Source organism: Streptomyces sp. NPDC001927 (assembly GCF_053594455.1).
Genome location: NZ_JBSFEN010000001.1, coordinates 604951 through 631211, shown reverse-complemented (window position 1 = coordinate 631211; position 26261 = coordinate 604951). Strand labels below are relative to the sequence as shown.

General features: G+C 72.2%; 23 protein-coding genes. 20 read left to right on the top strand and 3 right to left on the bottom strand.

Translation table 11 applies throughout. The features are described from left to right. Window positions 1-33: 33 nt before the first annotated feature. From ACWCO8_RS02625 to allB, 9 genes are all read left to right on the top strand, one after another. Window positions 34-1023 carry a transporter substrate-binding domain-containing protein gene (locus ACWCO8_RS02625; RefSeq protein ID WP_451030572.1) on the top strand — a complete coding sequence of 330 codons (990 nt, stop codon included), beginning with the start codon at window positions 34-36 and terminating at the stop codon, window positions 1021-1023. Window positions 1024-1057: 34 nt separating this feature from the next. Then, entirely contained in the window at window positions 1058-1615 is a 558-nt protein-coding gene (gene ssuE, locus ACWCO8_RS02620) for an NADPH-dependent FMN reductase (protein ID WP_451030571.1), read from the top strand. Between the two features lie 56 nt (window positions 1616-1671). Further along, on the top strand, window positions 1672-2907 hold the full coding sequence (locus ACWCO8_RS02615; RefSeq protein ID WP_451030570.1) for an LLM class flavin-dependent oxidoreductase: 1236 nt from the start codon (window positions 1672-1674) through the stop codon (window positions 2905-2907). Further along, window positions 2904-4373: an NtaA/DmoA family FMN-dependent monooxygenase gene (locus tag ACWCO8_RS02610; protein ID WP_451030569.1), complete on the top strand. Its 1470-nt coding sequence runs from the start codon at window positions 2904-2906 to the stop codon at window positions 4371-4373. The genes ACWCO8_RS02615 and ACWCO8_RS02610 overlap by 4 nt, the downstream gene beginning before the upstream one ends. Beyond that, on the top strand, window positions 4370-5497 hold the full coding sequence (locus tag ACWCO8_RS02605; RefSeq protein WP_451030568.1) for an LLM class flavin-dependent oxidoreductase: 1128 nt from the start codon (window positions 4370-4372) through the stop codon (window positions 5495-5497). Before ACWCO8_RS02610 ends, ACWCO8_RS02605 begins: the two co-directional genes overlap by 4 nt. A 13-nt stretch (window positions 5498-5510) precedes the next feature. Further along, the gene (locus ACWCO8_RS02600; protein WP_451030567.1) at window positions 5511-6656 is read left to right on the top strand and encodes an MsnO8 family LLM class oxidoreductase; all 1146 of its coding nucleotides are present in this window, start codon (window positions 5511-5513) and stop codon (window positions 6654-6656) included. A 198-nt stretch (window positions 6657-6854) separates the two neighbouring features. After that, window positions 6855-8336: an NCS1 family nucleobase:cation symporter-1 gene (locus tag ACWCO8_RS02595; protein ID WP_451030566.1), complete on the top strand. Its 1482-nt coding sequence runs from the start codon at window positions 6855-6857 to the stop codon at window positions 8334-8336. A gap of 38 nt (window positions 8337-8374) precedes the next feature. After that, complete coding sequence (locus ACWCO8_RS02590; RefSeq protein ID WP_451030565.1) at window positions 8375-9103, top strand: aspartate/glutamate racemase family protein; 729 nt, start codon at window positions 8375-8377, stop codon at window positions 9101-9103. 37 nt (window positions 9104-9140) lie between these two features. After that, complete coding sequence (gene allB, locus ACWCO8_RS02585; protein WP_451030564.1) at window positions 9141-10478, top strand: allantoinase AllB; 1338 nt, start codon at window positions 9141-9143, stop codon at window positions 10476-10478. Window positions 10479-10482: 4 nt separating this feature from the next. Here the strand turns inward: allB and ACWCO8_RS02580 are convergent, their stop codons facing one another. From ACWCO8_RS02580 to ACWCO8_RS02570, 3 genes are all read right to left on the bottom strand, one after another. Next, window positions 10483-11364, bottom strand: a complete 882-nt coding sequence (locus ACWCO8_RS02580; RefSeq protein WP_451030563.1) for a DUF4436 domain-containing protein — start codon at window positions 11362-11364, stop codon at window positions 10483-10485. 2 nt (window positions 11365-11366) lie between these two features. Further along, window positions 11367-12530, bottom strand: coding sequence for an agmatine deiminase family protein (locus ACWCO8_RS02575; RefSeq protein ID WP_451030562.1), 1164 nt, complete (start codon window positions 12528-12530; stop codon window positions 11367-11369). Between the two features lie 227 nt (window positions 12531-12757). Then, on the bottom strand, window positions 12758-13363 hold the full coding sequence (locus tag ACWCO8_RS02570) for a TetR/AcrR family transcriptional regulator (protein ID WP_451030561.1): 606 nt from the start codon (window positions 13361-13363) through the stop codon (window positions 12758-12760). 135 nt (window positions 13364-13498) lie between these two features. Between ACWCO8_RS02570 and ACWCO8_RS02565 the strand changes: the two genes are divergently transcribed. The 11 genes from ACWCO8_RS02565 (at window position 13499) to ACWCO8_RS02515 (ending at window position 26240) form a co-directional block, all read left to right on the top strand. Next, window positions 13499-15010, top strand: a complete 1512-nt coding sequence (locus tag ACWCO8_RS02565) for a serine/threonine-protein kinase (protein WP_451030560.1) — start codon at window positions 13499-13501, stop codon at window positions 15008-15010. 71 nt (window positions 15011-15081) lie between these two features. Further along, window positions 15082-15663 carry a TetR/AcrR family transcriptional regulator gene (locus ACWCO8_RS02560; protein WP_451030559.1) on the top strand — a complete coding sequence of 194 codons (582 nt, stop codon included), beginning with the start codon at window positions 15082-15084 and terminating at the stop codon, window positions 15661-15663. Between the two features lie 263 nt (window positions 15664-15926). Beyond that, window positions 15927-16670, top strand: a complete 744-nt coding sequence (gene ureA, locus ACWCO8_RS02555; protein WP_451030558.1) for an urease subunit gamma — start codon at window positions 15927-15929, stop codon at window positions 16668-16670. Beyond that, on the top strand, window positions 16667-18418 hold the full coding sequence (locus ACWCO8_RS02550) for an urease subunit alpha (protein WP_451030557.1): 1752 nt from the start codon (window positions 16667-16669) through the stop codon (window positions 18416-18418). Before ureA ends, ACWCO8_RS02550 begins: the two co-directional genes overlap by 4 nt. Before the next feature lie 122 nt (window positions 18419-18540). Further along, complete coding sequence (locus tag ACWCO8_RS02545; protein ID WP_362012544.1) at window positions 18541-19554, top strand: agmatine deiminase family protein; 1014 nt, start codon at window positions 18541-18543, stop codon at window positions 19552-19554. Window positions 19555-19710: 156 nt separating this feature from the next. Further along, window positions 19711-21432 (top strand): ABC transporter substrate-binding protein, encoded by a 1722-nt coding sequence (locus ACWCO8_RS02540; protein ID WP_451030556.1) that lies wholly within the window; start codon window positions 19711-19713, stop codon window positions 21430-21432. Continuing rightward, window positions 21429-22406, top strand: a complete 978-nt coding sequence (locus tag ACWCO8_RS02535; RefSeq protein ID WP_451030555.1) for an ABC transporter permease — start codon at window positions 21429-21431, stop codon at window positions 22404-22406. Before ACWCO8_RS02540 ends, ACWCO8_RS02535 begins: the two co-directional genes overlap by 4 nt. Then, entirely contained in the window at window positions 22403-23263 is an 861-nt protein-coding gene (locus tag ACWCO8_RS02530; RefSeq protein WP_362012551.1) for an ABC transporter permease, read from the top strand. Before ACWCO8_RS02535 ends, ACWCO8_RS02530 begins: the two co-directional genes overlap by 4 nt. Next, window positions 23260-24288, top strand: a complete 1029-nt coding sequence (locus ACWCO8_RS02525) for an ABC transporter ATP-binding protein (RefSeq protein ID WP_451030554.1) — start codon at window positions 23260-23262, stop codon at window positions 24286-24288. Before ACWCO8_RS02530 ends, ACWCO8_RS02525 begins: the two co-directional genes overlap by 4 nt. Continuing rightward, window positions 24281-25123, top strand: a complete 843-nt coding sequence (locus ACWCO8_RS02520) for an ABC transporter ATP-binding protein (RefSeq protein WP_451030553.1) — start codon at window positions 24281-24283, stop codon at window positions 25121-25123. The genes ACWCO8_RS02525 and ACWCO8_RS02520 overlap by 8 nt, the downstream gene beginning before the upstream one ends. Before the next feature lies 1 nt (window position 25124). After that, window positions 25125-26240, top strand: a complete 1116-nt coding sequence (locus tag ACWCO8_RS02515) for an agmatine deiminase family protein (protein ID WP_362012559.1) — start codon at window positions 25125-25127, stop codon at window positions 26238-26240. The last annotated feature ends 21 nt before the right edge of the window (window positions 26241-26261 follow it).

Here is a 26261-nt window from a genome sequence, read left to right as displayed (position 1 = left end):
TTCCCTGATCCCTCTATTTCTAGGAGCACGACGATGTCCACCACCTCGCTCACCCGCCGTACGTCCCTGACCGCCGCGCTCGGCCTTGTCCTCACCCTCGCCCTCACCGCCTGCGGCAACCCGTCCGACGGCGGCACGACGGAGGTCGCCGGGGCCTCGGGCACCACGACGAAGATCAACCTGGGCCCGGACCAGAAGCGCGTCACCACCGCCAAGGTCGACTCCATAGCCGCCAAGGTCCCGGAGAAGATCCGGCAGAGAGGCACCCTGGAGATCGTCGACTCCTCGGGCTCCGCGGCGCCGCTGACCTTCTACGCGACCGACAACAAGACCGTCATCGGCGTCGAGACCGACATCGCCTCGCTGGTCGCCGACGTGCTCGGGCTGAAGCTCAAGATCAACACCGTCTCCTGGGAGAACATCTTCGTCGGCCTCGACAGCGCCAAGTACGACGTCGGCTTCAGCAACATCACCGTCACCGAGGAGCGCAAGGACAAGTACGACTTCGCGACCTACCGCAAGGACGACCTCGCCTTCGAGTCGAAGAAGGGCAGCGGTCTGAAGGTCGCGGGGCCCGCGGACGTGGCGGGCAAGAAGGTCGCCGTGAGCAGCGGCACCAACCAGGAGAAGCTGCTGGTGGAGTGGAGCAAGGAGAACGAGAAGGCCGGCCGCAAGCCGGTCGACATCGCCTACTACCAGAACGCCTCCGACACCTACCTCGCCCTCCAGTCCGGCCGTATCGACCTCTTCCTCGGCCCGAACCCGACCGCCGCCTACCACGCGGCCAGCACCGGGAAGACGGAGGTCGTGGGCACCTACTCCGGCGCCGGCGCCTCCCTCCAGGGCCTCATCGCGGCCACCACGAAGAAGGACAGCGGCCTCGTCGAGCCGCTGGCCGACGCGCTCAACCAGGTCATCGAGAACGGCACGTACGCCGAGGTGCTGAAGCGCTGGGGGCTCACCGCCGAGGCCGTGACGCGCTCCGAGATCAACCCGCCCGGCCTGCCCCGGACCAACAAGTAGCCGTTCCCACCCACTTCTGCCCGAAGGGTCCGCCATGGCCACCGTCCTGTCCGTCTCCGGAAGTCCCTCCGCCACCTCACGCACCGCCCGACTCCTGCGTCACCTGGACGCGCGTCTCACGGCCCAGGGCCACGAGGTCGTCCCGCTGGACGTCCGTACGCTGCCCGCCGAAGCGCTGCTCGGCGCCGACTTCGGTCATCCCGCGATCGTCGAGGCGACCGCGCTCTTCGCCCGCGCCGACGGCGTCGTCATCGGCACACCCGTCTACAAGGCGGCCTACTCCGGCCTCCTGAAGTCGCTGCTCGACCTGCTCCCGCAGTACGCGCTGGCCGGCAAGACGGTGCTGCCGCTGGCGACCGGCGGGACGACCGCGCACGTCCTCGCGATCGACTACGCGCTCCGCCCGGTGCTCAGCTCCATGGGCGCCGCGCACATCGTCCAGGGCTGGTTCACGCTCGACAAGGACATCGCGGTCGCCGGCGACGGCACCCTGACCGTCGCGCCGGGCCCCGACCGGTCCCTCGCCCAGATCGTCGACCAGTTCTCCGAGGCCCTCGGCGGCCGCACGGCGGTCCTGGCGGCGGCCGGTTGACGGCGGGCCCGCAGGCCTGCCCCGTACCGTCGCCCGCCCAGGAAGGCACTCCCGCCGTGTCCGCACCCCCGTCCATCCGTCCTCTCCACCTCGCCGTCGCGCTCGACGGCGCGGGCTGGCACCCGGCCGCCTGGCGCGAGCCGGGCGCCCGGCCCCACGAACTGTTCACCCCCGCCTACTGGGCCGACCTCGTCGCCGAGGCCGAGCGCGGCCTGCTCGACTTCGTGACCATCGAGGACTCCCTCGGCCCCCAGTCCTCGCACCCCACGGAGCCCGACGAGCGCACCGACCAGGTGCGCGGCCGGCTCGACGCGGTGCTCGTCGCCGCCCGGGTCGCGCCGCTGACCCGGCACATCGGTCTCGTGCCGACCGTGGTCGCCACCCACACCGAGCCCTTCCACGTCTCCAAGGCGATCGCCACCCTCGACTACGTCAGCAACGGCCGCGCGGGCCTGCGGATCCAGGTCTCCGGGCGGACCGGCGAGGCCGCGCACTTCGGCCGCCGCACGTTCCCGAAGCTCGGCGTCGAGGAGTACGAGACCCCCGCGGGCGAGGAGCTCCTCACCGAGCTGTTCGACGAGGCCGCCGACCACGTCGAGGTGGTGCGGCGGCTCTGGGACAGCTGGGAGGACGACGCGGAGATCCGGGACGCCGCCACCGGGCGCTTCATCGACCGCGACAAGCTCCACCCCGTCGACTTCGAGGGCCGGTACTTCAGCGTCAGGGGCCCGTCGATCACGCCACGCCCGCCGCAGGGCCAGCCCGTCGTGAGCGCCCTGGCGCACCTGAGCATCCCGTACGGGCTCGTCGGCCGCGCGGCGGACATCGGGTACGTCACCCCGCGCGACGCCGACCACGCCCGCGCCATTGTCGCCGAGATCCGTACCGCCCAGAGCGCGGCCGGGCGCGCCGGGGACACCGTGCACGTCTTCGGCGACCTGGTCGTCTTCCTGGACGCCGAACCGGGGGCGGCCGCCGCCCGCAAGGCCCGCCTGGACGCGCTCGCGGGCGAGGCGCACACGAGCGACGCCAGGATCTTCACGGGGACGCCCGCCGAGCTCGCCGACCTGCTCCTGGAGTGGCGTGCGGCGGGCCTGACCGGCTTCCGGCTGCGTCCCGGCGTGCTCGCCCACGACCTGGTGCGGATCACCCGGGAGCTGGTGCCGGAACTCCAGCGCCGGGGCGTCTTCCGCTCCGGCTACGAGGCGGACACCCTGCGCGGGCTGCTCGGGCTCGCCCGGCCGGCCAACCGCCACACCACCGCGCGAGCAGCAGGAGCCGTACGACGATGACCCGTTCGAGCACGCCCCGTGAGTCCCGTAAGCCCGTCAAGCAGATCCATCTGGCCGCCCACTTCCCGGGCGTCAACAACACCACCGTGTGGAGCGACCCGAGAGCCGGCAGCCACATCGAGTTCAGCTCGTTCGCCCACTTCGCCCGGACCGCCGAGCGCGCCAAGTTCGACTTCCTCTTCCTCGCCGAGGGGCTGCGGCTGCGCGAACAGGGCGGCCAGATCTACGACTTGGACGTCGTCGGACGGCCCGACACCTTCACCGTCCTGTCGGCGCTCGCCGCCGTCACCGAGCACCTCGGCCTGACCGGCACCATCAACTCCACCTTCAACGAGCCCTACGAGGTGGCCCGCCAGTTCGCGAGCCTCGACCACCTCTCCGGCGGGCGCGCCGCCTGGAACGTCGTCACCTCCTGGGACGCGTTCACCGGCGAGAACTTCCGGCGCGGCGGCTTCCTCCCGCAGGAGGAGCGTTACTCCCGGGCCCAGGAGTTCCTCGCCACGGCCCGCGAGCTCTTCGACTCCTGGCACGGCGACGAGCTGGTCGCCGACCCGGAGGCCGGCATCTTCCTGAAGGACGCGGGGGCCGGCGCCTTCGCCCACCGGGGACGGCACTTCGACATCGCGGGCCGGTTCAACGTCCCGCGCTCCCCGCAGGGCCGGCCGGTGATCTTCCAGGCCGGCGACTCGGAGGAGGGCCGCGAGTTCGCCGCCGCCGACGCGGACGCGATCTTCAGCCGGCACAGCGGCCTCGACGCGGGACGCGCCTTCTACGCCGACGTCAAGGGGCGCCTCGCCCGTTACGGCCGCACCCACGACGAGCTGCTGATCCTGCCCGCCGCCACCTTCGTCCTCGGCGACACGGACGCCGAGGCCCGGGAGCTGGCCCACGAAGTGCGCCGGCAGCAGGTCAGCGGGCAGACGGCCCTCGCCTACCTGGAGCAGGTCTGGAACCGGGACCTGTCCGGCTACGACCCGGACGGCCCGCTCCCCGACATCGATCCGGACCCCGGCGAGCACACGGTCGTCCAGGGCCGGGCCAGTGTCCGGATGTTCCGCGATCCGCTCGCGGTCGCCCGGGAGTGGCGGGCCCGCGCGGAGGCGGAGAAGCTGTCGATCCGCGAGCTGGTCATCGAGACCACCGGCCGGCAGTCCTTCGTCGGCTCCCCGGCCACCGTCGCCGAGTCCATCGACTCCCTCGTCCAGGCGGACGCGGCCGACGGCTTCATCCTCGTCCCGCACCTGACCCCCGGTGGCCTGGACGCGTTCGCCGACACCGTCGTCCCGCTGCTCCAGGAGCGCGGCGTCTTCCGGCACGAGTACACGGGCACGACCCTCCGCGACCATCTCGGCCTCGCCCACCCGGACGAACGCCCTTACGATCGCCCGGACGAACGCACTGACCAACGCACTGACCAACGCACTGACGAACGCCCGCACGCGGGCAACGGGCGGGCCGTGTCGTGAAGTTCCTCGCCATCACCCTCATCGTGCACGCCCCGGACCCCGTGACGGGCGTCAAGAAGCCCACCCGCGAGCGCTTCCGCGAGGTGATCGACAACGCCGTCCTCGCGGAGGAGCTCGGCTTCGACGGCTTCGGCGTCGGCGAGCGCCACGAGCGGCCGTTCATCTCCTCCTCGCCCCCGGTCGTCCTCAGCCACATCGCCGCGCGCACCTCCCGGATCCGGCTGTTCACCGCCGTCACCACGCTCAGCCTGCTCGACCCGGTGCGCGCGTACGAGGACTACGCGACCCTGGACCATCTGTCGGACGGCCGGCTCGACCTGATCATCGGCAAGGGCAACGGCACCGCCCAGCGCGAGCTGTTCCACGTGACCCCCGAGGACCAGTGGGACCGCAACGCCGAGGGGTACGAGCTGTTCCGCCGGATCTGGCGCGAGGACCGGGTGACCGCGACCCCGCGCTTCCGGCCCGCGCTCGACGCCGCCGAGGTGTGGCCGAGGCCGCTCCAGCGCCCGGTCCGCGTCTGGCACGGCAGCGCGACCAGCGAGGAGTCCGTCGAGGTCGCCGCCCGCTACGGGGACCCGCTCTTCTCCGCCAACGTCACGCACCCCATCGAGCCGTACGCCGCGCTCGTCCGCCACTACCGCGAGCGCTGGGAGCACCACGGGCACGACCCGGCCCACGCGGTCGTCGGCGCGGGGACGGCCGGCTTCCACACGGCCCGTACGTCACAGGAGGCGCTCGCCGCGTACCGGCCGGTGTTCGAGGCGAACCTCGCGTTCCAGAAGCAGCTGGGTCTGGAGCCGGTGTTCCTGACCCTGGAGGACTTCGTCGAGCGCAGCTCGGCGCTCATCGGCAGCCCGCAGCAGGTGATCGAGAAGGTGCACCGGTACCACGAGCAGTTGGGCCACAGCGTGCTCCATCTCCAGGCGGACGCCGGTGGGTTGACGGGGAGTCAGCACCGCGCGTCGTTGGAGCGCTTCCAGTCCGACATCGCGCCGGTGCTGCGCAAGGAGATCCCCGACCCGCCGTTCCCGTGGGCCCCGGTCCTCGGCGGCGAGGCCCCCCGGACCACCGTGGCCGCCCCGACCGAAGCCGCCCCGACCCCCACGCCCGCCGACCGCTGAGGAGCACCCGCTCATGCCCGCCATCCCGCTCGGGGTCCTCGACCTCGTCCCGATATCGTCCGGCTCGACCGCCGCCGAGGCGCTCCGCAACAGCATCGACCTCGCCCAGCAGGCCGAGCGGTTCGGCTACGCCCGCTACTGGTTCGCCGAGCACCACCTGAACCCGGGCGTGGCCGGCGCCTCGCCCGCCGTCGTCCTCGCGCTGACGGCCGCCGCGACCTCCACGATCCGGATCGGTTCGGGGGCCGTGCTGCTCGGCCACCGCACTGCCCTGTCCACCGTCGAGGAGTTCGGCCTGATCGACGCCCTGCACCCCGGCCGCATCGACCTGGGCCTCGGCCGTTCCGGCGGGCGCCCCTCGGGACCGCGGGCCGCGGCCGCCGGGTCCGCCGAGGATGCCACGCCCGTCGTCGCCGGGCGTGCGCCCAACGGGCTCGCGATCCCGGCGCGGTTCTCCTTCGAGCACCTGATCGACTCGCCGCGCTTCCGCGTCCAGCACCAGCTCCTGCACCTGCCCGGCGCCCGCTCCCAGGAGTACGGCGAGCAGGTGGACGACATCCTGGCGCTGCTGCGCGGCGAGTACCGCTCGGCCGACGGGGTCGAGGCGCACGCCGTCCCCGGTGAGGGCGCCGACGTGGAGGTCTGGATCCTCGGCAGCAGCGGCGGGGCGAGCGCCGAGGTCGCCGGCCGCAACGGGCTGCCCTTCGCCGCGAACTACCACGTCAGCCCGGCGACCGTACTGGAGGCGGCCGAGGGCTACCGCGCCGCGTTCAAGCCGTCCGAGGAGCTCGACCGGCCGTACGTCAGCGTCTCCGCGGACGTCGTCGTGGCGGAGGACGACGAGACCGCGCGCGAACTGGCGACCGGCTACGGCCTCTGGGTCCGCTCCATCCGCACCGGCGAGGGCGCCGTTCCCTTCCCGACCCCGGACGAGGCCCTCGACCACGACTGGACCGAGGCGGACCTGACGCTCGTGGCCGACCGCGTCGACACCCAGTTCGTCGGCTCCCCGGCCCGGGTCGCCGACCAGCTGGAGCAGCTCCAGGAGGCCACGGGCGCGGACGAACTCCTCGTCACCACGATCACGCACGACCACGCCGACCGGGTGCGTTCGTACCGCCTTCTCGCGGAGGAGTGGCACCGCCGGAACGGCCGCTGAACCGGTCACCGGCCGCCCGGAGGGCCCGTTTCCGCCCCGCACACGCGGAGCGGAAGCGGGCCCTCCGGCGTGTGCATCAGACGATCCTACGAAGAACGCCCCGACTGTTGACGCTTCCTTTGGCGAAAACTACGTTCTGTCTCGCGGAATTCAAGTTCCACTCTGTGGAAACGTCCTATGATCTGCGAGGCCCGCTCGATGACTGCTGTGGAGGACCGGCCGCCCCGGACGGCCACCGGAGCCGCAAGCTCCGTTCTGTACACCTACGACCTCGCCCCCACGAAAAGGGAAGGGCGCCGCTGGGGCGCGTACAACGTCTTCACGCTCTGGGCCAACGACGTCCACAGCCTCGGGAACTACGCGTTCGCCATCGGCCTCTTCGCGCTCGGACTGAACGTGTGGGGCATCCTCGCCGCGTTCGTCCTCGCCTCGGTCCTGCTCTTCCTGCTGCTGACGCTCTCCGGGTTCATGGGCCACAAGACGGGCGTCCCCTTCCCCGTGATGAGCCGCATCGCCTTCGGCATCAGGGGCGCGAAGATCCCGGCCGCCGTGCGCGGCATCGTCGCCATCGCCTGGTTCGGCATCCAGACCTACCTCGCCTCCGCCGTCCTCGGCGCCCTGCTCCTCGCGATGTTCCCCGGACTGAGCGGCCTGGACACGAACTCCTTCCTCGGCCAGTCCACCCTCGGCTGGATCACCTTCCTGTCCCTCTGGGCCCTCCAACTCCTCATCGTCAGCTACGGGATGCAGATGATCCGGAGGTACATGGCCTTCGCCGCGCCCACCACCCTGATCACCATGTGCGCCCTCGCCGTCTGGATGTTCGTGCGGGCCGACGCCTCGATCTCCGTCTCCATCGACGAACCGCTCACCGGTGGCGCGATGTGGCTGCAGATCCTGCAGGCGGCCGCGCTGTGGGTGGTGATCTACGGGACGTTCGTCCTGAACTTCTGCGACTTCACCCGGTCCGCCAAGAGCCGGAGCTCGATCGTGCGCGGCAACGTGATCGGCATCCCGGTGAACATGCTGTTCTTCGCCGTGATCGTGGTGGTCCTCAGCGGCGCGCAGTTCACGATCGACGGACACGTCATCACGAGCCCCACCGACATCGTCCGCACCATCCCGAACATGGCGCTCCTCGCGACGGCCTCACTCGCCCTCATCGCCCTCACGGTCGCCGTGAACCTGCTGGCCAACTTCGTGGCGCCGATCTACGCCCTCATCGACCTGTTCCCGCGCCGGCTGAACTTCCGCCGCGCCGGAGTGGTGAGCGCCGTCATCGGCCTGGTCATCCTGCCGTGGAACCTCTACAACAGCCCGATCGTCGTGAACTACTTCCTCGGCGGGCTCGGCGCCCTGCTCGGACCGCTCTTCGGCGTGATCATGGCCGACTACTGGCTGCTGCGGAAGTCCCGGGTCAACGTGCCCGACCTCTACACCGAGGACCCGGAGGGCGAGTACCACTACCGCAGCGGCTTCAACCCCCGGGCCGTCGCCGCGTTCGTGCCCAGCGCCGGCATCGCCGTGATCGTCGCCCTGGTGCCCTTCTTCCACGCGGTGGCCGGCTTCTCCTGGTTCGTCGGCGCCATCCTCGCCGCCGTCGTGTACGCGCTGATCGCGGACCGTACCGCCCCGATCCGGGACGTGGACGGCGAGGCCATCGCCGTCGCCGCCGAATGACCCACCGAGCCGAGCAGAAGGTACGGAAGACACGCACCATGCGCATCCTCGTCGCCAACGTCAACACCACGCAGTCCATCACCGACTCCATCGGCGAGCAGGCCGCCGGCGCCGCCTCGCCCGGCACCGAGATCGTCCCGCTGACCCCCGCCTTCGGAGCGGAGTCCGTCGAGGGCAACTACGAGAGCTACCTGGCCGCCATCGCCGTGATGGAGACCGTCCGCGCCTACCCCGAGCCCTTCGACGCCGTGATCCAGGCGGGCTACGGCGAGCACGGCCGCGAAGGCCTCCAGGAGCTGCTCGACGTTCCGGTGGTCGACATCACCGAGGCGGCCGCGAGCACCGCCCAGTTCCTGGGCCGGAGTTACTCCGTCGTCACCAGTCTCGACCGTACGGTCCCGCTGATCGAGGAGCGCCTTCATGCGGCCGGCCTCAGCGCGCGGTGCGCCTCGGTGCGGGCCAGCGGGCTCGCCGTACTGGACCTGGAGCGGGACGAGAAGGGGGCGGTCGACGCGATCGTCGAACAGGCCGCGAGGGCCGTCGAGGACGACCGGGCCGAGGTGATCTGCCTGGGGTGCGGCGGCATGTCCGGCCTCACCGAACGCGTCGTGGAGCGCACGGGCGTCCCCGTCGTCGACGGGGTGAGCGCGGCCGTGACCATCGCCGAGTCCCTCGTCCGCCTCGGCCTGTCGACGTCGAAGGTCCGCACCTACGCGCAGCCGCGCCCGAAGCGGATCGTCAACTGGCCCCCGCAGCCGCGTCGCTGACTCCGTCGATCGCCAACCACCAGGAAAGGAACGTCCGTTGCCCGAAGTACAGCTCGTCCTGCGCTCGACCCGCGTGATCACCCCGGAGGGCACGCGCCCCGCGTCGATCGCCGTCTCCGGCGGGACGATCGCCGGTGTGCTGCCGTACGACGCCGAGGTACCGGCCGGCGCCCGCCTCGAGGACGTCGGCGACGACGTCGTCCTGCCGGGCCTCGTCGACACCCACGTGCATGTGAACGACCCGGGGCGCACGGAGTGGGAGGGCTTCTGGACGGCGACCCGGGCGGCGGCGGCCGGCGGGATCACGACCCTCCTCGACATGCCCCTGAACTCGCTCCCGCCGACGACGACCGTGGAGCACCTCCGGATCAAGCAGGAGGTGGCCTGCTCGAAGGCGCACATCGACGTCGGCTTCTGGGGCGGCGCGCTCCCGGACAACGTGAAGGACCTGCGTCCGCTCTTCGACGCCGGTGTCTTCGGCTTCAAGTGCTTCCTGTCGCCCTCGGGCGTGGACGAGTTCCCGCAGCTGGACCAGGAGCAGTTGGCGAACTCGCTGGCCGAGATCGCGGGCTTCGGCGGCCTGATGATCGTGCACGCGGAGGACCCGCACCACCTGGCGGCGGCGCCGCAGAAGGCGGGGGAGAAGTACGCCGACTTCCTCGCGTCGAGGCCGCGCGACGCGGAGAACACGGCGATCGAGAACCTGATCAATCAGGCGCGCCGTCTCAACGCGCGCGTGCACGTGCTGCATCTTTCGTCGTCGGACGCGCTGCCGCTGATCCGGGCGGCGAAGGCGGAGGGAGTGAAGATCACGGTCGAGTCGTGCCCGCACTTCCTCACGCTGACCGCGGAGGAAGTGCCGGACGGGGCGACCGAGTTCAAGTGCTGTCCGCCGATCCGCGAGGCCTCGAACCAGGACGCGCTGTGGGAGGGGTTGGCCGACGGGACGATCGACTGCATCGTCTCCGACCACTCGCCGTCGACGGCCGATCTGAAGACGCCGGACTTCGCCTCGGCCTGGGGCGGTATCTCGTCGCTCCAGTTGGGTCTGCCGGCGATCTGGACCGAGGCCCGGCGCCGTGGCCGGAGCCTGGAGGACGTCGTCCGCTGGATGTCGGAGGCCCCGGCCCGGCTGGCGGGCCTGGACCGGAAGGGCGCGATCGAGGTGGGCCGCGACGCCGACTTCGCCGTGCTCGACCCGGAGGCGACGTTCACCGTCGACCCGGCGGAGCTGGAGCACCGTAACCGGGTGACGGCGTACGCGGGCCGGACGCTGCACGGCGTTGTGACGTCGACCTGGCTGCGCGGTGAGCGGATCGCCGACCGGGGCAGCCTCGCCGCTCCCGCCGGCCGACTCCTCGACAGGACCGGCTGAGGCTCTACGGCTCGGTCAGGGGGTCGGACGCCGCCGGGCCCTCCGCCCGTACGGCGCGGACGACCACCACGATCACGCAGAACGCGATCAGTATCTCCGCCCAGAAGAAGGCGAGGTAGTCGAGGAGACTGCCGATGGGCGGGGCACCGGGTGCCGTGTTGCGGAAGGCGGCCAGGGCGAAGAGCGTGGCCGCCATCCACCCCAGGGCCGGCCAGGTCAGGCCCTTGCGGCGGCGGACGAGATACCAGCCGCCCATGAGGACGGCGACCGTCAGGGCCCACATCGCCACCATCATGAACACGGCGAAGACGAGCGCGCTGCCCGAGCGTGCCGCCTCCACCGAGAAGACCGCCGCGCCGCGGATCTCCGAGGCGTCGGCGGCGAGGGAGAACAGGGTGTCGCCGTTGGACAGCCGCATCCGTACGGGCACGCTCTCGCCGCCCTGCACGGCGGCGAACTCCAGCTCCGTGTCGTAGCTGTCGAAGGGGTAGTCCGTGATCGGGCCGCCCGACAGCGCGACGGGCACGTCGACGGTGGCGATGCGGCTGTGCGCGGGGAAGGCGAGGTCGCCGCGGACGGCGGGCGAGGTCTGCAGCGTCAGGTCCTCGGCGGGCGAGAGCCCGCCCGCCTCGGCGAGGGCGCCGCGCGGCGTGACCAGAATCCGCAGGGTCAGCTCCCGGCCGGTGGCGTCGACGCGCTGGACGGTGGCGTCGATGTCGATCCGGTCGGGAGCCTCGCCACCCGCCGCGTAACGGGTGTCGAGGTCCTGGCGTTCGCCGTACTGGAGCCAGAACCCGCACGCGACGGCCGCCGCGACGGCGAGGAGCACGAGCAGCGCGCCGAGGAGTCCGCCGCGGGGCCGCGGGTGGGGTCGTCGTCCGGACACGGTCAGGCGGCGGGCTTTCCGGGCTGGTCGTGCGTGGCGCAGTGGATTCCGCCGCCGCCGGAGGCGATGGTGTCGATCTGCAGCTGCACGACGTCCCGCTTCGGGTAGTGCTCCTGCAGGATCGCCTTGGCCCGCGCGTCGGCCTTCCGGTCGCCGAACTTGGGCAGGAACACGGAGTCGTTGGCGACGTAGAAGTTGGCGTACGTGGAGACGAAGTCGTCGCCCTCGCCGGTGATCTTGTCGAGGTCGGGCTGCGGAAGGTCGATGATCTCGAAGCGCCGGCCCCGCGCGTCGGTCGCCTTGCTGAGCACCGACCGCGCCTGGTCGGCCGAGCGGGACCAGGAGTCCGCAGGAGTGTTGGGGTGCGCCTGGTCGAGCAGGACCACGCCGGGCGCGACGAAGCGTACGAGGCTGTCCACGTGCGCGTCGGTGATGTCCTCGCCCCGGACACCCGCGAGCCAGACGACCTTCTCCACGCCGAGGGTCTCGATGAGCTCGTCCTCGATCTGGTCGCGGCTCTTCCCGCGGTTGCGGTTGTCGTTGACGATCGAGCTCTCGGTGACGAGGAGGGTGCCCTCGCCGTCGGTCTCGAAGGAGCCGCCCTCGGCGACGAGCGGCGCCACCTCGCGCGGGATGCCGTACTTGGCGAGCAGCTTCCGGCCCACCTGGGAGTCGTTGGTGTGCTCCTGCTTGTTGCCCCAGCCGTTGAAGTTGAAGTCGACCCCGACGAGCTCCCCGCCGTCCTCGACGAAGACCGGGACGGTGTCGCGGGCCCACAGGTCGTCGACCGGGAGCGGGATGACCTCGACCTGCGATCCGCACGCCCGCTGGGCCGCCGCCACCTGTTCCGGGCGGGCCATCATCACGACCTCCTCGTACTCCCCGACGGCCCGCGCGATGCGGGCGATGTCCTCCCGTACGTAGGGCAGGTCGTCCTCCCAGACCGAGGCGAGGGCCGGCCAGGACATGAACGTACGCGTGTGGCTGTCCCACTCGGCGCCGAAGCGGCGCTCCCCGCCGGCGGCCGGGGTGCGGGAGGGCGCGGTGGTCGAACCCGCGCTCACGGACCCGTCGGGGCCGCAGGCGGTGGCCCCGAGGCCGAGGGCGGCGCCGATCCCGGCGAAGGCGCGCAGGGCGGTGCGGCGGGAGGGGATGAAGTGGGACACAACGTGCTCCGTTCGTGGGCTGGCGAGACTATCCGGCGGCGGCCTGACGGGTCGCGGTGACGCGGCGCGGCGGCGGAGATCGCGGGCCTTGGCTTCACGCGAATGGCGGCCGTGGAGACGGCTGGGGCAGAGGCGTGAGTGGGGGTGGCCGTGGCGCCACTGTGGCACTGACTGGATTTTCAGTCAAATGCAGACGTGTGTTCCTGGCGCTGCGCGGCTGTGTCTCTTCAGGCGACCGTGCACGTGGTGCGCGTCTCGGGTCTGCGCAGCCCCTCGACCTCCGCCGCGATCGCGCCGCGCATGAGCTCCGAGGCGTGGCCGACCGGCAGGAGGCCGATGAGCCACCGCGTGCTCAGGCCTTCCAGGAGCACGGTGAGCCGCTCGGCGGCGGCGACCAGGGCCGCGTCCGGGGCCGCCGGGTCGGCCTGGCCGAGGAGGTCGGCGATCTCCCGGATCCAGTCCTGGCCGGCCCGCGCCAGCTCCTCCCGCAGCTCAGGTTCGAAGACGGCGCTGGCCCGCAGCTCCGCCCAGGCGGTGCTGTTCTCCCGTACCTCGGGGGTGTCCTGGAGCTCCCGGAGCAGGCGGCGTTCCAGCGGTCCGTCGCGGGTGTACCGCTCGGCCCGGTCGACGATGAAGTGCAGCGTGTGGCGCAACAGGTCGGCGCGGTCCGCGAAGTGGTAGTAGACGAGGGCCTTGGAGACGCGGGCCTCTGCGGCCAGCTCCTCCATCCGCAGCCCGCGCACGCCACGGCGTGCGATCACCCGGGCCGCGGCCTCCAGGATCGCCGTCTTCCGGCCCTTCGCCGTGCGCTCCGCCGCCCTGCGCTCCGCCATCGTGTGCTCCTTCATCGGGGTCCGAGATCGGACCACTGAGATTGACTGAAACTTTAGTCAACAGGCACCCTCAGGCGCAGGGCGTGCCGTGCGCCCCATCGGCCTCGCCGTTCCGTACCGCCGAAAGAGCCGCCCATGTCCTCGACCCAGCCGCCCGTGGCGCAGCCGGTCCACCCGCCGCTGACCCCCGACGACCCCCACGAGATAGGCGGCTACCGCGTCCAGGCCCGGCTCGGCTCCGGCGGCATGGGCGTGGTTTACCTCGCCCACACACCGGGCGGTCGCCCCATCGCGCTGAAGGTCGTACGGGAGGACTTCGCGGCCGACCCGGAGTTCCGCAGGCGGTTCGCCCAGGAGGTCGCGAGCGCGCGCCGCATCCACGGCCTGTTCACCGCGCAGGTGGTGGACGCCGGCGCCGACGACGCCGTCCCCTGGCTCGCCACCGCCTATGTGGCGGGCCCCTCGCTCCAGCAGGTGGTCGAGAGCCGGGGCCCGCTGCCCGCGCCCACGGTGCTGCTGCTCGTCGCCGGGATCGCCGAGGCCCTCCAGGTCATCCACGCGGCCGGAGTGATCCACCGCGACCTCAAGCCCGCCAACGTCCTCGTCGCCGAGGACGGCCCGCGCGTCATCGACTTCGGCATCGCCCGCGCGGCCGACGCCACCGGGCTCACCGGCACCGGCCTGAGGATCGGCACCGCCGCGTACATGGCTCCCGAGCAGGCCCTCGGGCACGCCGTGACGCCCGCGACCGACGTCTTCGCGCTCGGCGCGCTGGCCGCCTACGTGGCCGGCGGCGCCCTGCCCTTCGGGACGGGGCCCGAGTCGGCGGCCCTCTACCGCGTGGTCCACGAGCCGGCCGACCTCTCGCGCGTACCGGAGGAACTGCGCGAGATCGTCGGGCGTTGCCTTGCCAAGGCGCCCGAGCGGCGCCCCACTCCCGCCGAGCTGATCGCCGCCGTCCGCGCCCACCCCGCCGTCGGCGCCGCACCCGAGTTCGGCGCGGTCGGACGCGAGGTCATGCGCGGGGCGGCCGCCCCGACCGTCCATGCGGCCCCGGTCGCCCCTGTGGTCCCGGCCGTCCCGATCCCCACGGAGCGCGTCGCGACGAGCGGCGACGTGCCGGGCGGAACGGTCGCGCGCCGGGACCGCCACAGATCCCGGCGGGGCCGTACGGCGCTGACGGTCGGAGCCGCCGTCCTCACCGCGCTCGTCGTGGCAGCCGGGGCCGTGTACTGGCTGGGCGGCGACCCGGGCGGCGGCGCCTCGGGCGTCGCGTACACCCCGGGCTACGCGGACGTGGAGCTGACCGCGCCCGACGACGGCTACGAGTTCGACCTGGCGGCCGGGAAGGTGACGCCCGCCGACACCGCCGCCTGGTATCTCGCTCGCGACAAGGGCGGGTTCGTGCTGCCCGAGGACGCCGACGCCTTCATCGCCTCGGGGTACGCCCTCGGCCCCGCCGACTGCGAGCGCGGGATCGACGCGGAACCGGTCACGAGCCTGCCGTACGAAGAGCTCGCCGACGAGCGGCCGTTCTGCGTCCGCAGCGCCGACGGCCGGCGGCTCGTCGTCGCGCGCCTTGTCGAGGGCGCCTCCGGCCCCGGACCCGTCACGCTCGTCCTGAGTCAGTACGGACGCCAGGGCTGATGTCAGGACGGACGCCGGGGCTGGTGGAAGGGCTTACGCCCGGGCCGACCGGTGCGGATAGGGTTCGTCGCATGGCATCTCGTAGTACTCAGATCCTGGAAGCGGCCGCGCGGGTGATCGCCCGGCGTGGCGTCCGCGGGCTCCGCGTGGAGGAACTGGCCGAAGAGGCGGGCGTCTCCACCGGTCTGATCTACTACCACTTCAAGGACCGCACCGGGATCCTTCGGCACACGTTGGAGTTCATCAACGACCGCGCCGAGCGCTACACCACCGCGCAGGACGTCGACGCGCAGCCGCTGAGCCCGCGCGAGGAGCTCGACCAGGTCCTGCTCCTCGAACTCCAGGACACCCCCGAGGTACGGGAGAACAGCACGGCCTGGGGCGAGCTGCGCGCGAGCGCCGTCTTCGACCCCGTCCTGCGCGAGGACCTCGCCCGGGCGACCCTGGTCTGGGTGCAGGAGGTGGCCGGGCTCCTGGGCCAGGTGCAGCCCCTCACGCCGGCGGTCACGCTCGCGGCGGCCGCCGAGCGGCTCACGGCACTGCTCGAGGGCCTGAGCATGCGCTGGCTGAGCGGCGGCCTCGCGATCGAGCACGCGCGCACCCTCATGTCGGAGGCCGTCGAGGTCGAGCTGGCCGGGCTGCGGCAGCCGTAGCGCCACCTCGGCAGCCGTAGGGCCACCTTCGGATCGTGTACTTCATCCAGGTGGCCGAGGTGCGTCTCAACTATTGACTGAAATTTCAGTCAGTGCCACAGTGAGTTCATCGCAGGGCCCCACCGGCCCGGTCGCCCACCTCGGACGGATTCGAGCCGCGCCGGCCGCGTCACGGAAGCCCCGGACCCCCTCGCTCTCTCCCCGCCGTCGTCGTCGCAGGGGAGGAAGGAACAACCCATGTACGTCACGTACGCGAGGTCGACATGCCACTGACGCCCACCGAGCGGGACCGGCTGCTGCTGTTCACCGCCGCCGAACTGGCCAGGGCCCGCCACGCGCGCGGTCTGCGGCTCAACGTCCCCGAGGCCACCGCCCTCATCGCGGACACGGTCTGCGAGGCCGCCCGTGACGGGCTGCGCCTGGCCGAGGCGATCGAGCGCGGGCGCTCGGTCCTGGGCCCGGACGACGTGCTGCCCGGCGTCGTCGACGTGGTCACCGAGATCCAGGTCGAGGCCGTCTTCGACGACGGCAGCCGGCTCGCCGCCGTCGCCGAGCCGTTCGGCGCCCTGGACAGGAACGACGGCGCCCCCGGAGCCGTACTGCCGGGCCCCGACACTCTCGCCGTGCCCGAGCCGGTCGTGACGCTCAGGGTGCGCAACACGGCCACCGTGCCGATCAGCGTGACCTCGCACTTCCACTTCTTCGAGGCCAATCCGCGCCTGGACTTCGACCGCGCCGCCGCCTACGGCATGCGGCAGGCGGCCCCCGTCGGTTCCTCGACCCGCTTCGACCCCGGCCAGACCGTCGAGGTGGGCCTCGTCCCCATCGGCGGGGCGCGTGTCGTCACCGGCTTCGCCGGGCTCGTCGACGGCCCGCTCGACGCGCCGGGCGCCAGGCTCAGGGCCCTGGCCCGCGCCGCGGCCTGCGGCTATCTCGGCGCGGCCCCGGTCTGCGACGCCTCGGAACCCACCCACGACACCTCGGCATCGGAAGGGGTACGGGCATGAGCCGGCCGACCCGCCACGGCGACCACTGCGCCCCCGGGCGCAGCCGCCACATCGACCCGCACGAGTACGCCGCCGTGCACGGGCCACGCGCGGGCGACCGGGTCGTCCTGGGCGACTCCGGGCTCGTCGTCCGGGTCGAGTCCGACTCGCAGCAGCCGGGGGACGAGTTCCTCGCGGGCTTCGGGAAGACCGCGCGCGACGGGATGCACCTGAAGGCCGCGGCCGTCCGCGAGACCTGCGACATGGTGATCACCAACGTGCTGGTCATCGACGCGGTCCTGGGCATCCGCAAGGTCTCGATCGGGATCCGGGAGGGCCGGATCCACGCGATCGGGCGCGCGGGCAACCCGGACACCCTCGACGGTGTCGACGTGGTCGTCGGCACGGGGACGACGATGATCCCGGGGGAGGGGCTGATCGCCACCGCCGGAGCCGTCGACACCCATGTGCATCTGCTCTCGCCGCGCATCATGGAGGCGTCCCTGGCGAGCGGCGTGACCACGATCATCGGGCAGGAGATAGGCCCGAGTTGGGGCGTCGGCGTCAACTCGCCATGGGCCCTGAAGCACGCCTTCAACGCGTTCGACGCCTGGCCGGTCAACATCGGTTTCCTGGCGCGGGGTTCGTCCTCGGATCCGGCGCCGCTGGTCGAGGCGCTCGCCGAGGGCGGGGCGTCCGGGTTCAAGGTCCACGAGGACATGGGCGCCCACACCCGGGCCCTGGACACCGCGCTGCGGGTGGCGGAGGAGCACGATGTCCAGGTCGCGCTGCACAGTGACGGCCTGAACGAGTGTCTGTCCGTCGAGGACACGTTGAAGGTTCTGGACGGGCGGACCATCCACGCGTTCCATATCGAGGGCTGCGGCGGCGGGCACGTACCGAACGTGCTGAAGATGGCGGGCGTGCCGAACGTCATCGGCTCGTCCACCAATCCCACGCTCCCGTTCGGCCGTGATGCCGTGGCCGAGCATTACGGGATGATCGTCTCCGTCCATGCGCTCAAGACGGACCTGCCGGGTGATGCCGCCATGGCGCGGGACCGGATCCGGGCGGGGACGATGGGGGCGGAGGACGTCCTGCACGACCTGGGCGCGATCGGGATCACCTCGTCCGACGCGCAGGGGATGGGAAGGGCCGGCGAGACCGTACGCCGGACCTTCGCCATGGCCGGGAAGATGAAGGCCGAGCTGGGCCCGATGGAGGGCGACGGCGCGCACGACGACAACGCGCGCGTGCTGCGCTACATGGCCAAGCTGACCATCAACCCGGCGATCGCCCACGGCCTCGCGTACGAGATCGGCTCGATCGAGGTCGGCAAGATGGCCGACATCGTGCTCTGGCGGCCCCCGTTCTTCGGCGCCAAGCCGCAGATGGTCGTCAAGAACGGTTTCCCCGCGTACGGAGTGACCGGTGATCCCAACGCGGCCACGGACACGTGCGAACCGCTCGTCCTCGGGCCGCTGTTCGGCGCTCACGGGGCCGCGCCCGCGGACCTCTCCGTGGCGTTCGTGAGCCGCGCCGCCGCCGAGTCGGGTTCCTCCGGCCGGCCGTACGACGCCCTGGCCACCCGCCGTCGCCGGGTCGCCGTACGCGGCACCCGGGGCATCGGACCGGCCGACATGCTCCGCAACTCCCGTACCGGAGACGTACAGGTCGACGGCCGCACCGGCCTCGTGACGCTCGACGGGGCGCCCCTGCGCTCGGAGCCGGCCGACTCCATCTCCCTCAACCGCCTCTACTTCCTCTGAGGCACCTGACGTACCTGACGCACCTATTTCCTCTCCGTTCTCCCGGCTTTCTCTTGTCCAGAGTCTTGACTGAAAATTCAGTTAGGGCCACGATCCTCTCCAACGACCGAAAAGAGACCCTGATGACCGGTTTCCGTATGCCCGCCGAGTGGGACGAGCACGAGGGCTGCCTGATGGCCTGGCCCACCCGCGAGGACCTGTGGAGCGGCGTCCTCTCCGCCGTGAAGTGGGAGTACTCCGAGGTCGCCCGTGCGATCGCCCGCTTCGAGCCCGTCACGATGGTCGCCCCGCCCGGCTTCGGCGACGACGTCCGCGCCCACTGCGGTGACGACGTCACCGTCGTCGAACTGCCCCTCGACGACTCCTGGTTCCGCGACTCCGCGCCCCTGTTCGTCCTGGACGGGGACGGGAACCGGGCCGGTGTCGACTTCCGCTTCAACGCCTGGGGCCGCAAGCACCACCCGTACGACTCCGACGACCGGATCAGCGCCCTGCTCCTTGAGCACCTCGGTGTCGACCGGGTCGCCTCCGACATGATCCTCGAAGGCGGGGCGATCACCGTCGACGGCGAGGGCACCCTCATCACCACCGAGCAGTGCCTGCTCCACCCCAACCGCAACCCCGACCTGACCCGGGACCAGATCGAGGCCGAGCTGAAGGCGCGGCTCGGGGTCGAGAAGGTGATCTGGCTCCCGTACGGCGGACTGCTCGACACCGAGACCGACGGTCACGTCGACGGCGTCTGCGCCTTCGCCGCGCCCGGCAAGGTCGTCGTGTCCCTGCCCGCGGACCCCGAGCACCCCGACTACGCCCGGATGCGCGCCAACCGCGCCGTCCTGGAGGTCTCCACCGACGCCCGGGGCCGGGCCCTGGAGATCGTCGACGTGCCGCAGACCGCGTTCGGCGAGGTCGCCGGCGTCCCGATCGAGGTCTCGTACCTGAACTACTACCTGGCCAACGGCGGCCTCGTCGTCCCCGTGGCCGGGATGCCGCAGGACCTGGCCGCCATGGAGGTGCTCGCCGCCGCCCACCCGGACCGCAAGGTCGTCGGAGTCCCGGCTCCGGTGATCGCGTACGGCGGTGGTGGCGTCCACTGCATCACCCAGCAGCTCCCGGCGGCCCGCCCCCGCGCGTAGGCCTCTCCGCGCAGCCCCTGGGGGCCCGTCCCCGGCCCAGCCTCCGCGCGGAGCCCCCTGGGGCACCGCCCCCGCCGCATCCTCACCCCTCCCTCCGTACCCCTCGGCACTCCTCCCCTCGCCGTACCGACTGCCGTACCGAAAGAGAGCGCGACGATGAGCACCGCACCGCCCCCTCCCCGCGTCCCAGGACGCCGCCAGGCCAGGACCGCGCTCGCGGCCCTCGCCTCGCTCGCCGTGCTCACCGGCCTCGCGGCCTGCGCCGGTCCGCCCCGTGCCGGGGCGGACGGAACCGGTGCCTCGTTCGCGCTCTCGGCCGGTACGCCCGAGCCCAAGGGGGAGATCGACTCCTTCACCTGGGCCGTCTACGCGGAACCGCCGACGCTCGACTACACGATGGCGTTCGACTACCCGCAGAACACGATCCTCTCCAACGTCTGCGAGAGCCTGATGCGTTGGACGCCCGGGCTCACCCTCGAACCGGGACTCGCGCAGAAGGCCACCAACCCCGACCCGAACACCTGGGTGTACGACCTGCGGAGCGGCGTGCGGTTCCACGACGGCCGGACGATGACGGCGGACGACGTCGTCTTCAGCCTCGGCCGGCAGACGGATCCCGCGAACGCCGCCGCCTGGGCGCAGAACTTCCAGAACGTCGCCTCCATCCACAAGACCGGCCCGCTCCAGGTCACGGTCAAGCTGAAGAAGCCCGACTCGCAGTTCCCGCAGTACATGGCGACCGCCGCCGGTGTCGTCGCCTCCAAGGCGGGGGTCACCGCGGCCGGCGCCGACTACGGCACCTCCGGCGGCCTCGCCTGCACCGGCCCGTTCACGCTCGGCACCTGGCAGAAGGGGCAGTCGCTCGAACTGAAGCGCTTCGACGGCTACTGGGGCGGCCCCAAGGGCACCCGCGCCAAGGCCGGAAAGGTCGTCTTCCGCTTCCTCACCGACCCCTCCGCCCGGACCAACGCGCTGCTCAGCGGCGAGGCCGACGGCGGCTATTTGATCCCGACCGAGAGCTATGGGCGGCTCAAGACCAGCGGCGTCGGCACCCTCTGGTTCGGCGAGGGCCTCAGTACGGTCAACCTCGGCATCACGAACATGCGCGGCGCGCTGGGCGACGTACGCGTACGCCAGGCGCTCTCCCTCGCCCTGGACCGCTCCGGGTTCGTGAAGGCCGGGCTCGGCGGCGCAGGTACGGCCACCAGCTCCCTCACCACGCGCGCCGCGTGGGCGGCGGGCTCGCCCGACGTGCGCAAGGCCGCCTTCGCCGGACTGCCGCCCACCGAACGGGACGTCGAGAAGGCCCGCGCGCTCGTCAAGGAGGCCGGCGCCACCGGCAAGACCCTGACCGTCGCCACCAGCTCCATCGGCCAGGACGTCTCCCTGCTCGCCACCGCCGTGCAGGCCGCCGGCAGCGAGATCGGGCTGCGGATCGAGCTCAAGTCCGTCGCCCCCAACGCCTTCACGGCGCTCTTCACCGACCCCGAGGCGCGCGAGGGCATCGACATGTTCCCGCTCACCTACTACGACTCGATCACCGACCCGCTCGACTTCCTGACGAACTTCAGGACCGGCGCGTACCTCAACTTCGCCGGATACAGCGACAAGCGGTACGACGCCATCGTCGAGGAGGCCACCGCCACCTACGACCAGGACCGGCGTCTGCGCATCGAGGGCGAGCTCCAGCGGCACGCCGCCGAGCAGCTGCCGTGGATCCCGGTGGCGGAGTGGCCGACCGCCCTCTTCCTCAACAAGAGGATCACCGGAGCCCCGACCACCATCGCCTACATGTACTACCCGTGGGCCGCGGACGTGGGCGCTTCCGGCGAAGGTGCCACGGGCGCCGACCGGACCGAGCCGGGGGCCGCGCCTTGAGATCCGTAGCCCTCCCCGCCTTCCTCAGGTTCGCCGTACGGCGGGTCGCCGAGATGGCGGCCACCCTCCTCGTCGCCTCGTTCGTGGTCTTCGGCGCCATGTACCTGGCGCCCGGCAGCCCCGCGAGCTTCCTGCTCTCCGGGCGCTCCGCCTCGCCGGAGGCGCTCGCCGCGATCAACGCCCGCTACCACCTCGACGACCCGTTCGCCGAGCGCTACCTCCGCTGGCTCGGCGACATCGTCCAGGGCGACTTCGGGCGGTCCCTCACCTACCGCACCGACGTCTCCCGGCTGCTCGCCGACCGGCTGCCCACCACGCTGCTGCTGATCACCATGGCGCTCGCCGTCGTCGTGATCGTCGGACTCATGCTCGGCAAGGTCGCCGCCGTACGCGGCGGGAGGACGGACGCCACCGTCCTCGTCGCCACCGCGCTCGCCGTCGGCACCCCGTCCTTCGTCGCGGCCGTCCTGCTCCAGGGCCTCTTCGCGGTCAGGCTCGGCTGGTTCCCCAGCGGCGGCGCCGGCGACGGCTTCCTCGACATGGTGTGGCACCTGACCCTGCCCGCGATCGCCCTCGCGCTCTACCTGATCGGCATGCTCGCCCGTGTCACCCGCGCCGCCATGCTCGACGCCCTCGACAGCGAGCACGTGACCGTGGCGCGCAGCCGGGGCGTCCCCGAACGCCAGGTCATCCGGCGCCATGTGCTGCGCAACTCGCTCGGGACCGTGCTCACCACCGGAGGCCTGATCGTCTCCACGCTCCTCGTCTGCACGGTCCTCGTGGAGACGGCGTTCAGCATCGGCGGCATCGGACAGCTCCTCGAACTGGCCACCACGACCAAGGACTTCCCGACCGTCCAGGCCGTCTCCCTGATCATCGTGGCCCTCTTCATGGCCGTGAACCTGATCGTCGACCTGCTGCTGCCCCTCGTCGACCCCCGGATCACCCTCGGCACGAGAGGGGCCACCGCATGACCGCCGTCCTCACCCGACGCCCCGGACTCGCGAAGATCACCGCGAGCTCCGGCCGTTCACCCCTCCACCTGGTCTGCCTGGGCGTGGTCGGGCTCGTCGTCCTCGCGGCGCTGCTCGCGCCCTGGCTGGCGCCGCACGACCCCAACGCGGTCGACCTCGGCGCCGCCCTCGCCGGGCCCTCCGCCGACCACCCGCTCGGCGCCGACACCGCCGGCCGCGACACCCTGTCCCGGCTCCTGCTCGGCGCCCGTACCTCCCTGCTCGGTCCGCTCGGCGTCGTCGCGCTCTCCACCCTCGCCGGGGTGGCCGTCGGCACCGCCGCGGCCTGGCGCGGCGGCTGGCTCGACTCCGTCCTGTCCCGGTCGACCGAACTCGTCTTCGCCTTCCCCGGAATGCTCCTGGCGATCCTCGTCGTCTCGGTGTACGGGGAGGGGCTGCTCGCCCCCGTCGCGGCGCTCGGCCTGGCCTACCTGCCGTACGTCAGCCGGCTCACCCGCACCCTCGTCCTCGCCGAACGGGCCCGCCCGTACGTCAGCGCCTACCAGGTGCAGGGGCACTCGGCGCTCCAGATCTGCCTGCGCCACATCCTGCCCAACATCGCCCCCGTCGTCCTCGCCCAGTCCACCATCAACTTCGGCTACGCCCTCATGGACCTCGCCGGCCTGTCCTTCCTCGGCCTCGGCGTGCCCCCGCTGACGCCCGACTGGGGCCGCATGGTCTTCGACGGCCAGACCGCGATCCAGCACGGCTACCCGCTCTCCGCGATCCTGCCGTGCGTCCTCGTCGTGCTCACCGTCGTCGCGTTCAACGTGGTCGGAGAGCGCTGGGCCGACCGCGTAGCCAGGAGAGCCCGATGAGCACCATGACCCAGTCGACTTCGGCCACGTCCGAGCCGCCCGTGCCCACGCTCGACATCCGGGGCCTGCGCCTCGGCCTGCCCGGCGCCGCCCGGCCCGTCCTCGACGGCGTCGACCTCACCGTCGGACCGGGGGAGACCGTCGCTCTCGTCGGCGAGTCCGGCTCGGGCAAGTCCCTCACCTCACGCGCCGCCCTGGGGCTCCTGCCGCCCGGCGCCACCACCGAAGGCACCGTCCTCGTCGAGGGCCGCGACGTCCTCACCGCGACCGCCGACCGGCTGCGCGCCCTGCGCGCGGGCACCGTCGCCATGATCTTCCAGGACCCGCGCGCCACCCTCAACCCGCTTCGCCGCATCGGGGACTTCCTCACCGAGGGCGTCCGCTCGACCGGGCTCATGGACGGGCCGACCGCCACCGCCCGGGCGACCGAACTGCTCGGCGCCGTAGGCCTCGACGCGGCCACCCTCCACAAGTACCCGACGCAGGTCTCGGGCGGCATGCTGCAACGGGTCGTGATCGCCGCCGCGTTGATGGGCGACCCCGCCCTCCTCCTCGCCGACGAACCGACCACCGCGCTCGACGTCACCACCCAGGCCGAGGTGATCGCCCTTCTCGCCCGGCTCCGCGCGAGCTTCCGCACCGGGCTGCTCTTCGTCACCCACGACCTCGACCTCGCGGCGGCGATCAGCGACCGGGTCTACGTCATGTACGCCGGGCGGATCGCCGAGACCGGCCCCGCCGAAGCCCTCTTCGAGCGCCCCCGCCACCCGTACACCGCGGCCCTGCTCGCCTCCACGCCCCGCCTCACGGCCCCCGGCGGCAGACTCTCCGCCATCCCCGGACAGCCCCCCGACCTGCGCAGCCCCCTGCCCGGCTGCGCCTTCGCGGACCGCTGCCCCCTCGCCACCGGGATCTGCCGGGAAACCGCCCCGGACCGCCGGCCGGCCCCCGACCGGCCCGAACACCTCGCCGCCTGCCACCACAGCGACCGGCTCGCCGAAGAAGGAGCGGTCGTCGATGCCTGAATCCGAAACCGAACCCCTGCTGCGCGTGTCCGGCCTGAGCCGCACCTTCGGCACCGTACGGGCCGTGGACGACGTCTCGTTCACCCTGCCCGAGGGCGGCTCCCTCGGCATCGTCGGCGGCTCCGGCTCCGGCAAGACCACCACCGCCCGCATCGTCGTGGGCCTGGAGCGGGCCGACGCCGGAGACGTACGGGTACGGGGCCGGGCCAGGCCCGCCCGGGTACGCGGCCGGGCACAGCGCCTCGCCCGGGCCCGCGAGGTGCAGATGGTCTTCCAGGACCCGTACCTCTCCCTCGACCCCAGGACCAGCGTCGAACGGGTCCTGCGGGAGACCCTGCGGCTGCACTTCCCCGACCGCGACCCCGAGCCCCGCATCCGGGAGCTCCTCGACCAGGTGGGCCTCGGCACCCGCGCGGCCGACGCGCTGCCCCGGCAGCTCTCCGGCGGCCAGCGTCAGCGGGTCGCCATCGCCCGCGCCCTCGCAGTCGAACCCGCCGTCCTCGTCCTGGACGAGGCGGTCGCCGCCCTCGACGTGTCCGTCCAGGCCCAGATCCTCAATCTGCTCGCCGACATCCGCGAACGGACCCCGATCGGCTACCTGTTCATCACCCACGACCTCGGCGTGGTCCGGTGCGTCACCGACGAGGTCCTCGTCATGCACCGCGGCCGTGTCGTCGAGGCGGGCGCCACCAGCGAGGTGCTCGCCGCGCCGCACCACCCGTACACCCGGCTGCTCCTGGACTCCGTACCGCGCCCCGGCTGGAACCCGGACGGGATCGCGGCCGCTCGCCTGGAGCTGTCGTCCCCTCAGGCACACCCCCACACAGGAGGATGAAGTGACGCGATCCCTGAACAGGCGAGGATTCCTCGTCGCCGCCGGCGCGACCGCCGTCGGCGCCGCCCTCGCCACGACGACGAACCTCGGCCGGGCCCGCGCGGCCGCCGGCACCTTCCGGGTCCCCAACGAGGAAGTCCGCCACGCCCGCACCTGGATGGCCTGGCCCGACTCCACCTCCATCTGGGGCAACAAGCTGAGCGGCGTCCAGGCGGACATCGCCCTGATCGCCCGGACGATCGCCAAGTACGAACCTGTCGTCATGTGCGCCAACTCCGGCAGCGCCGCCAAGGCCCGCTCGCAGTGCGGCTCCTCGGTCACCGTCCTCAGCTCCATCCCCGTCGACGACGCGTGGATGCGCGACACCGGACCCGTCTTCCGTACGGACGGCCAGGGCGGCCTGGACGCCGTCGGCCTCAACTTCAACGGGTGGGGCAACAAGCAGGCCCACGCCAAGGACGCCCTGGTGGCCGGGCGGATCGCCGCCTGGGTCGGTGTCCCGTTCACCTCCGCCGACCTGGTCGGCGAGGGCGGCGCCGTCGAGCAGGACGGCGCGGGCACCCTCATGGCGACCCGCAGCAGCCTGGTGAACCGCAACCGGAACCCCGGGATGACGGAGCGCCAGATCGAGACGGCGCTGTTCGACGCGTACGGCGCCTCCAAGATGATCTGGTTCGACGGCGTCCGCGGCCAGGACATCACCGACGACCATGTCGACGCCACGTCCCGCTTCCTCGCCCCCGGTGAGGCCCTCGTCCAGATGCCCCTGGCCTCGGACAACGACGCCTACGCCCGCGACGCCCGCCAGCAGTTCAGCATCCTGTCCGCCTCGACGACCGCGAGCGGCGTCCCCATGGACACGATGAAGCTCCAGGGCCCGGACTACAACAAGATCCGCTCCACCAACCGGGACTTCCTGGCCTCCTACGCCAACTTCTACCTCTGCAACGGCGCCGTCATCAGCGCCCACTTCGGTGACACCAAGGCCGACCAGGCCGCCCGCGCGACCCTGGCCCGGCTCTACCCGGACCGTGTCATCGAGCAGCTGAACATCGACCGCCTCGGCACGGGCGGCGGCGGCATCCACTGCGTCACGCAGCAGCAGCCCGTCGCCTGACCCTCTTGGGCCCCACCCGGG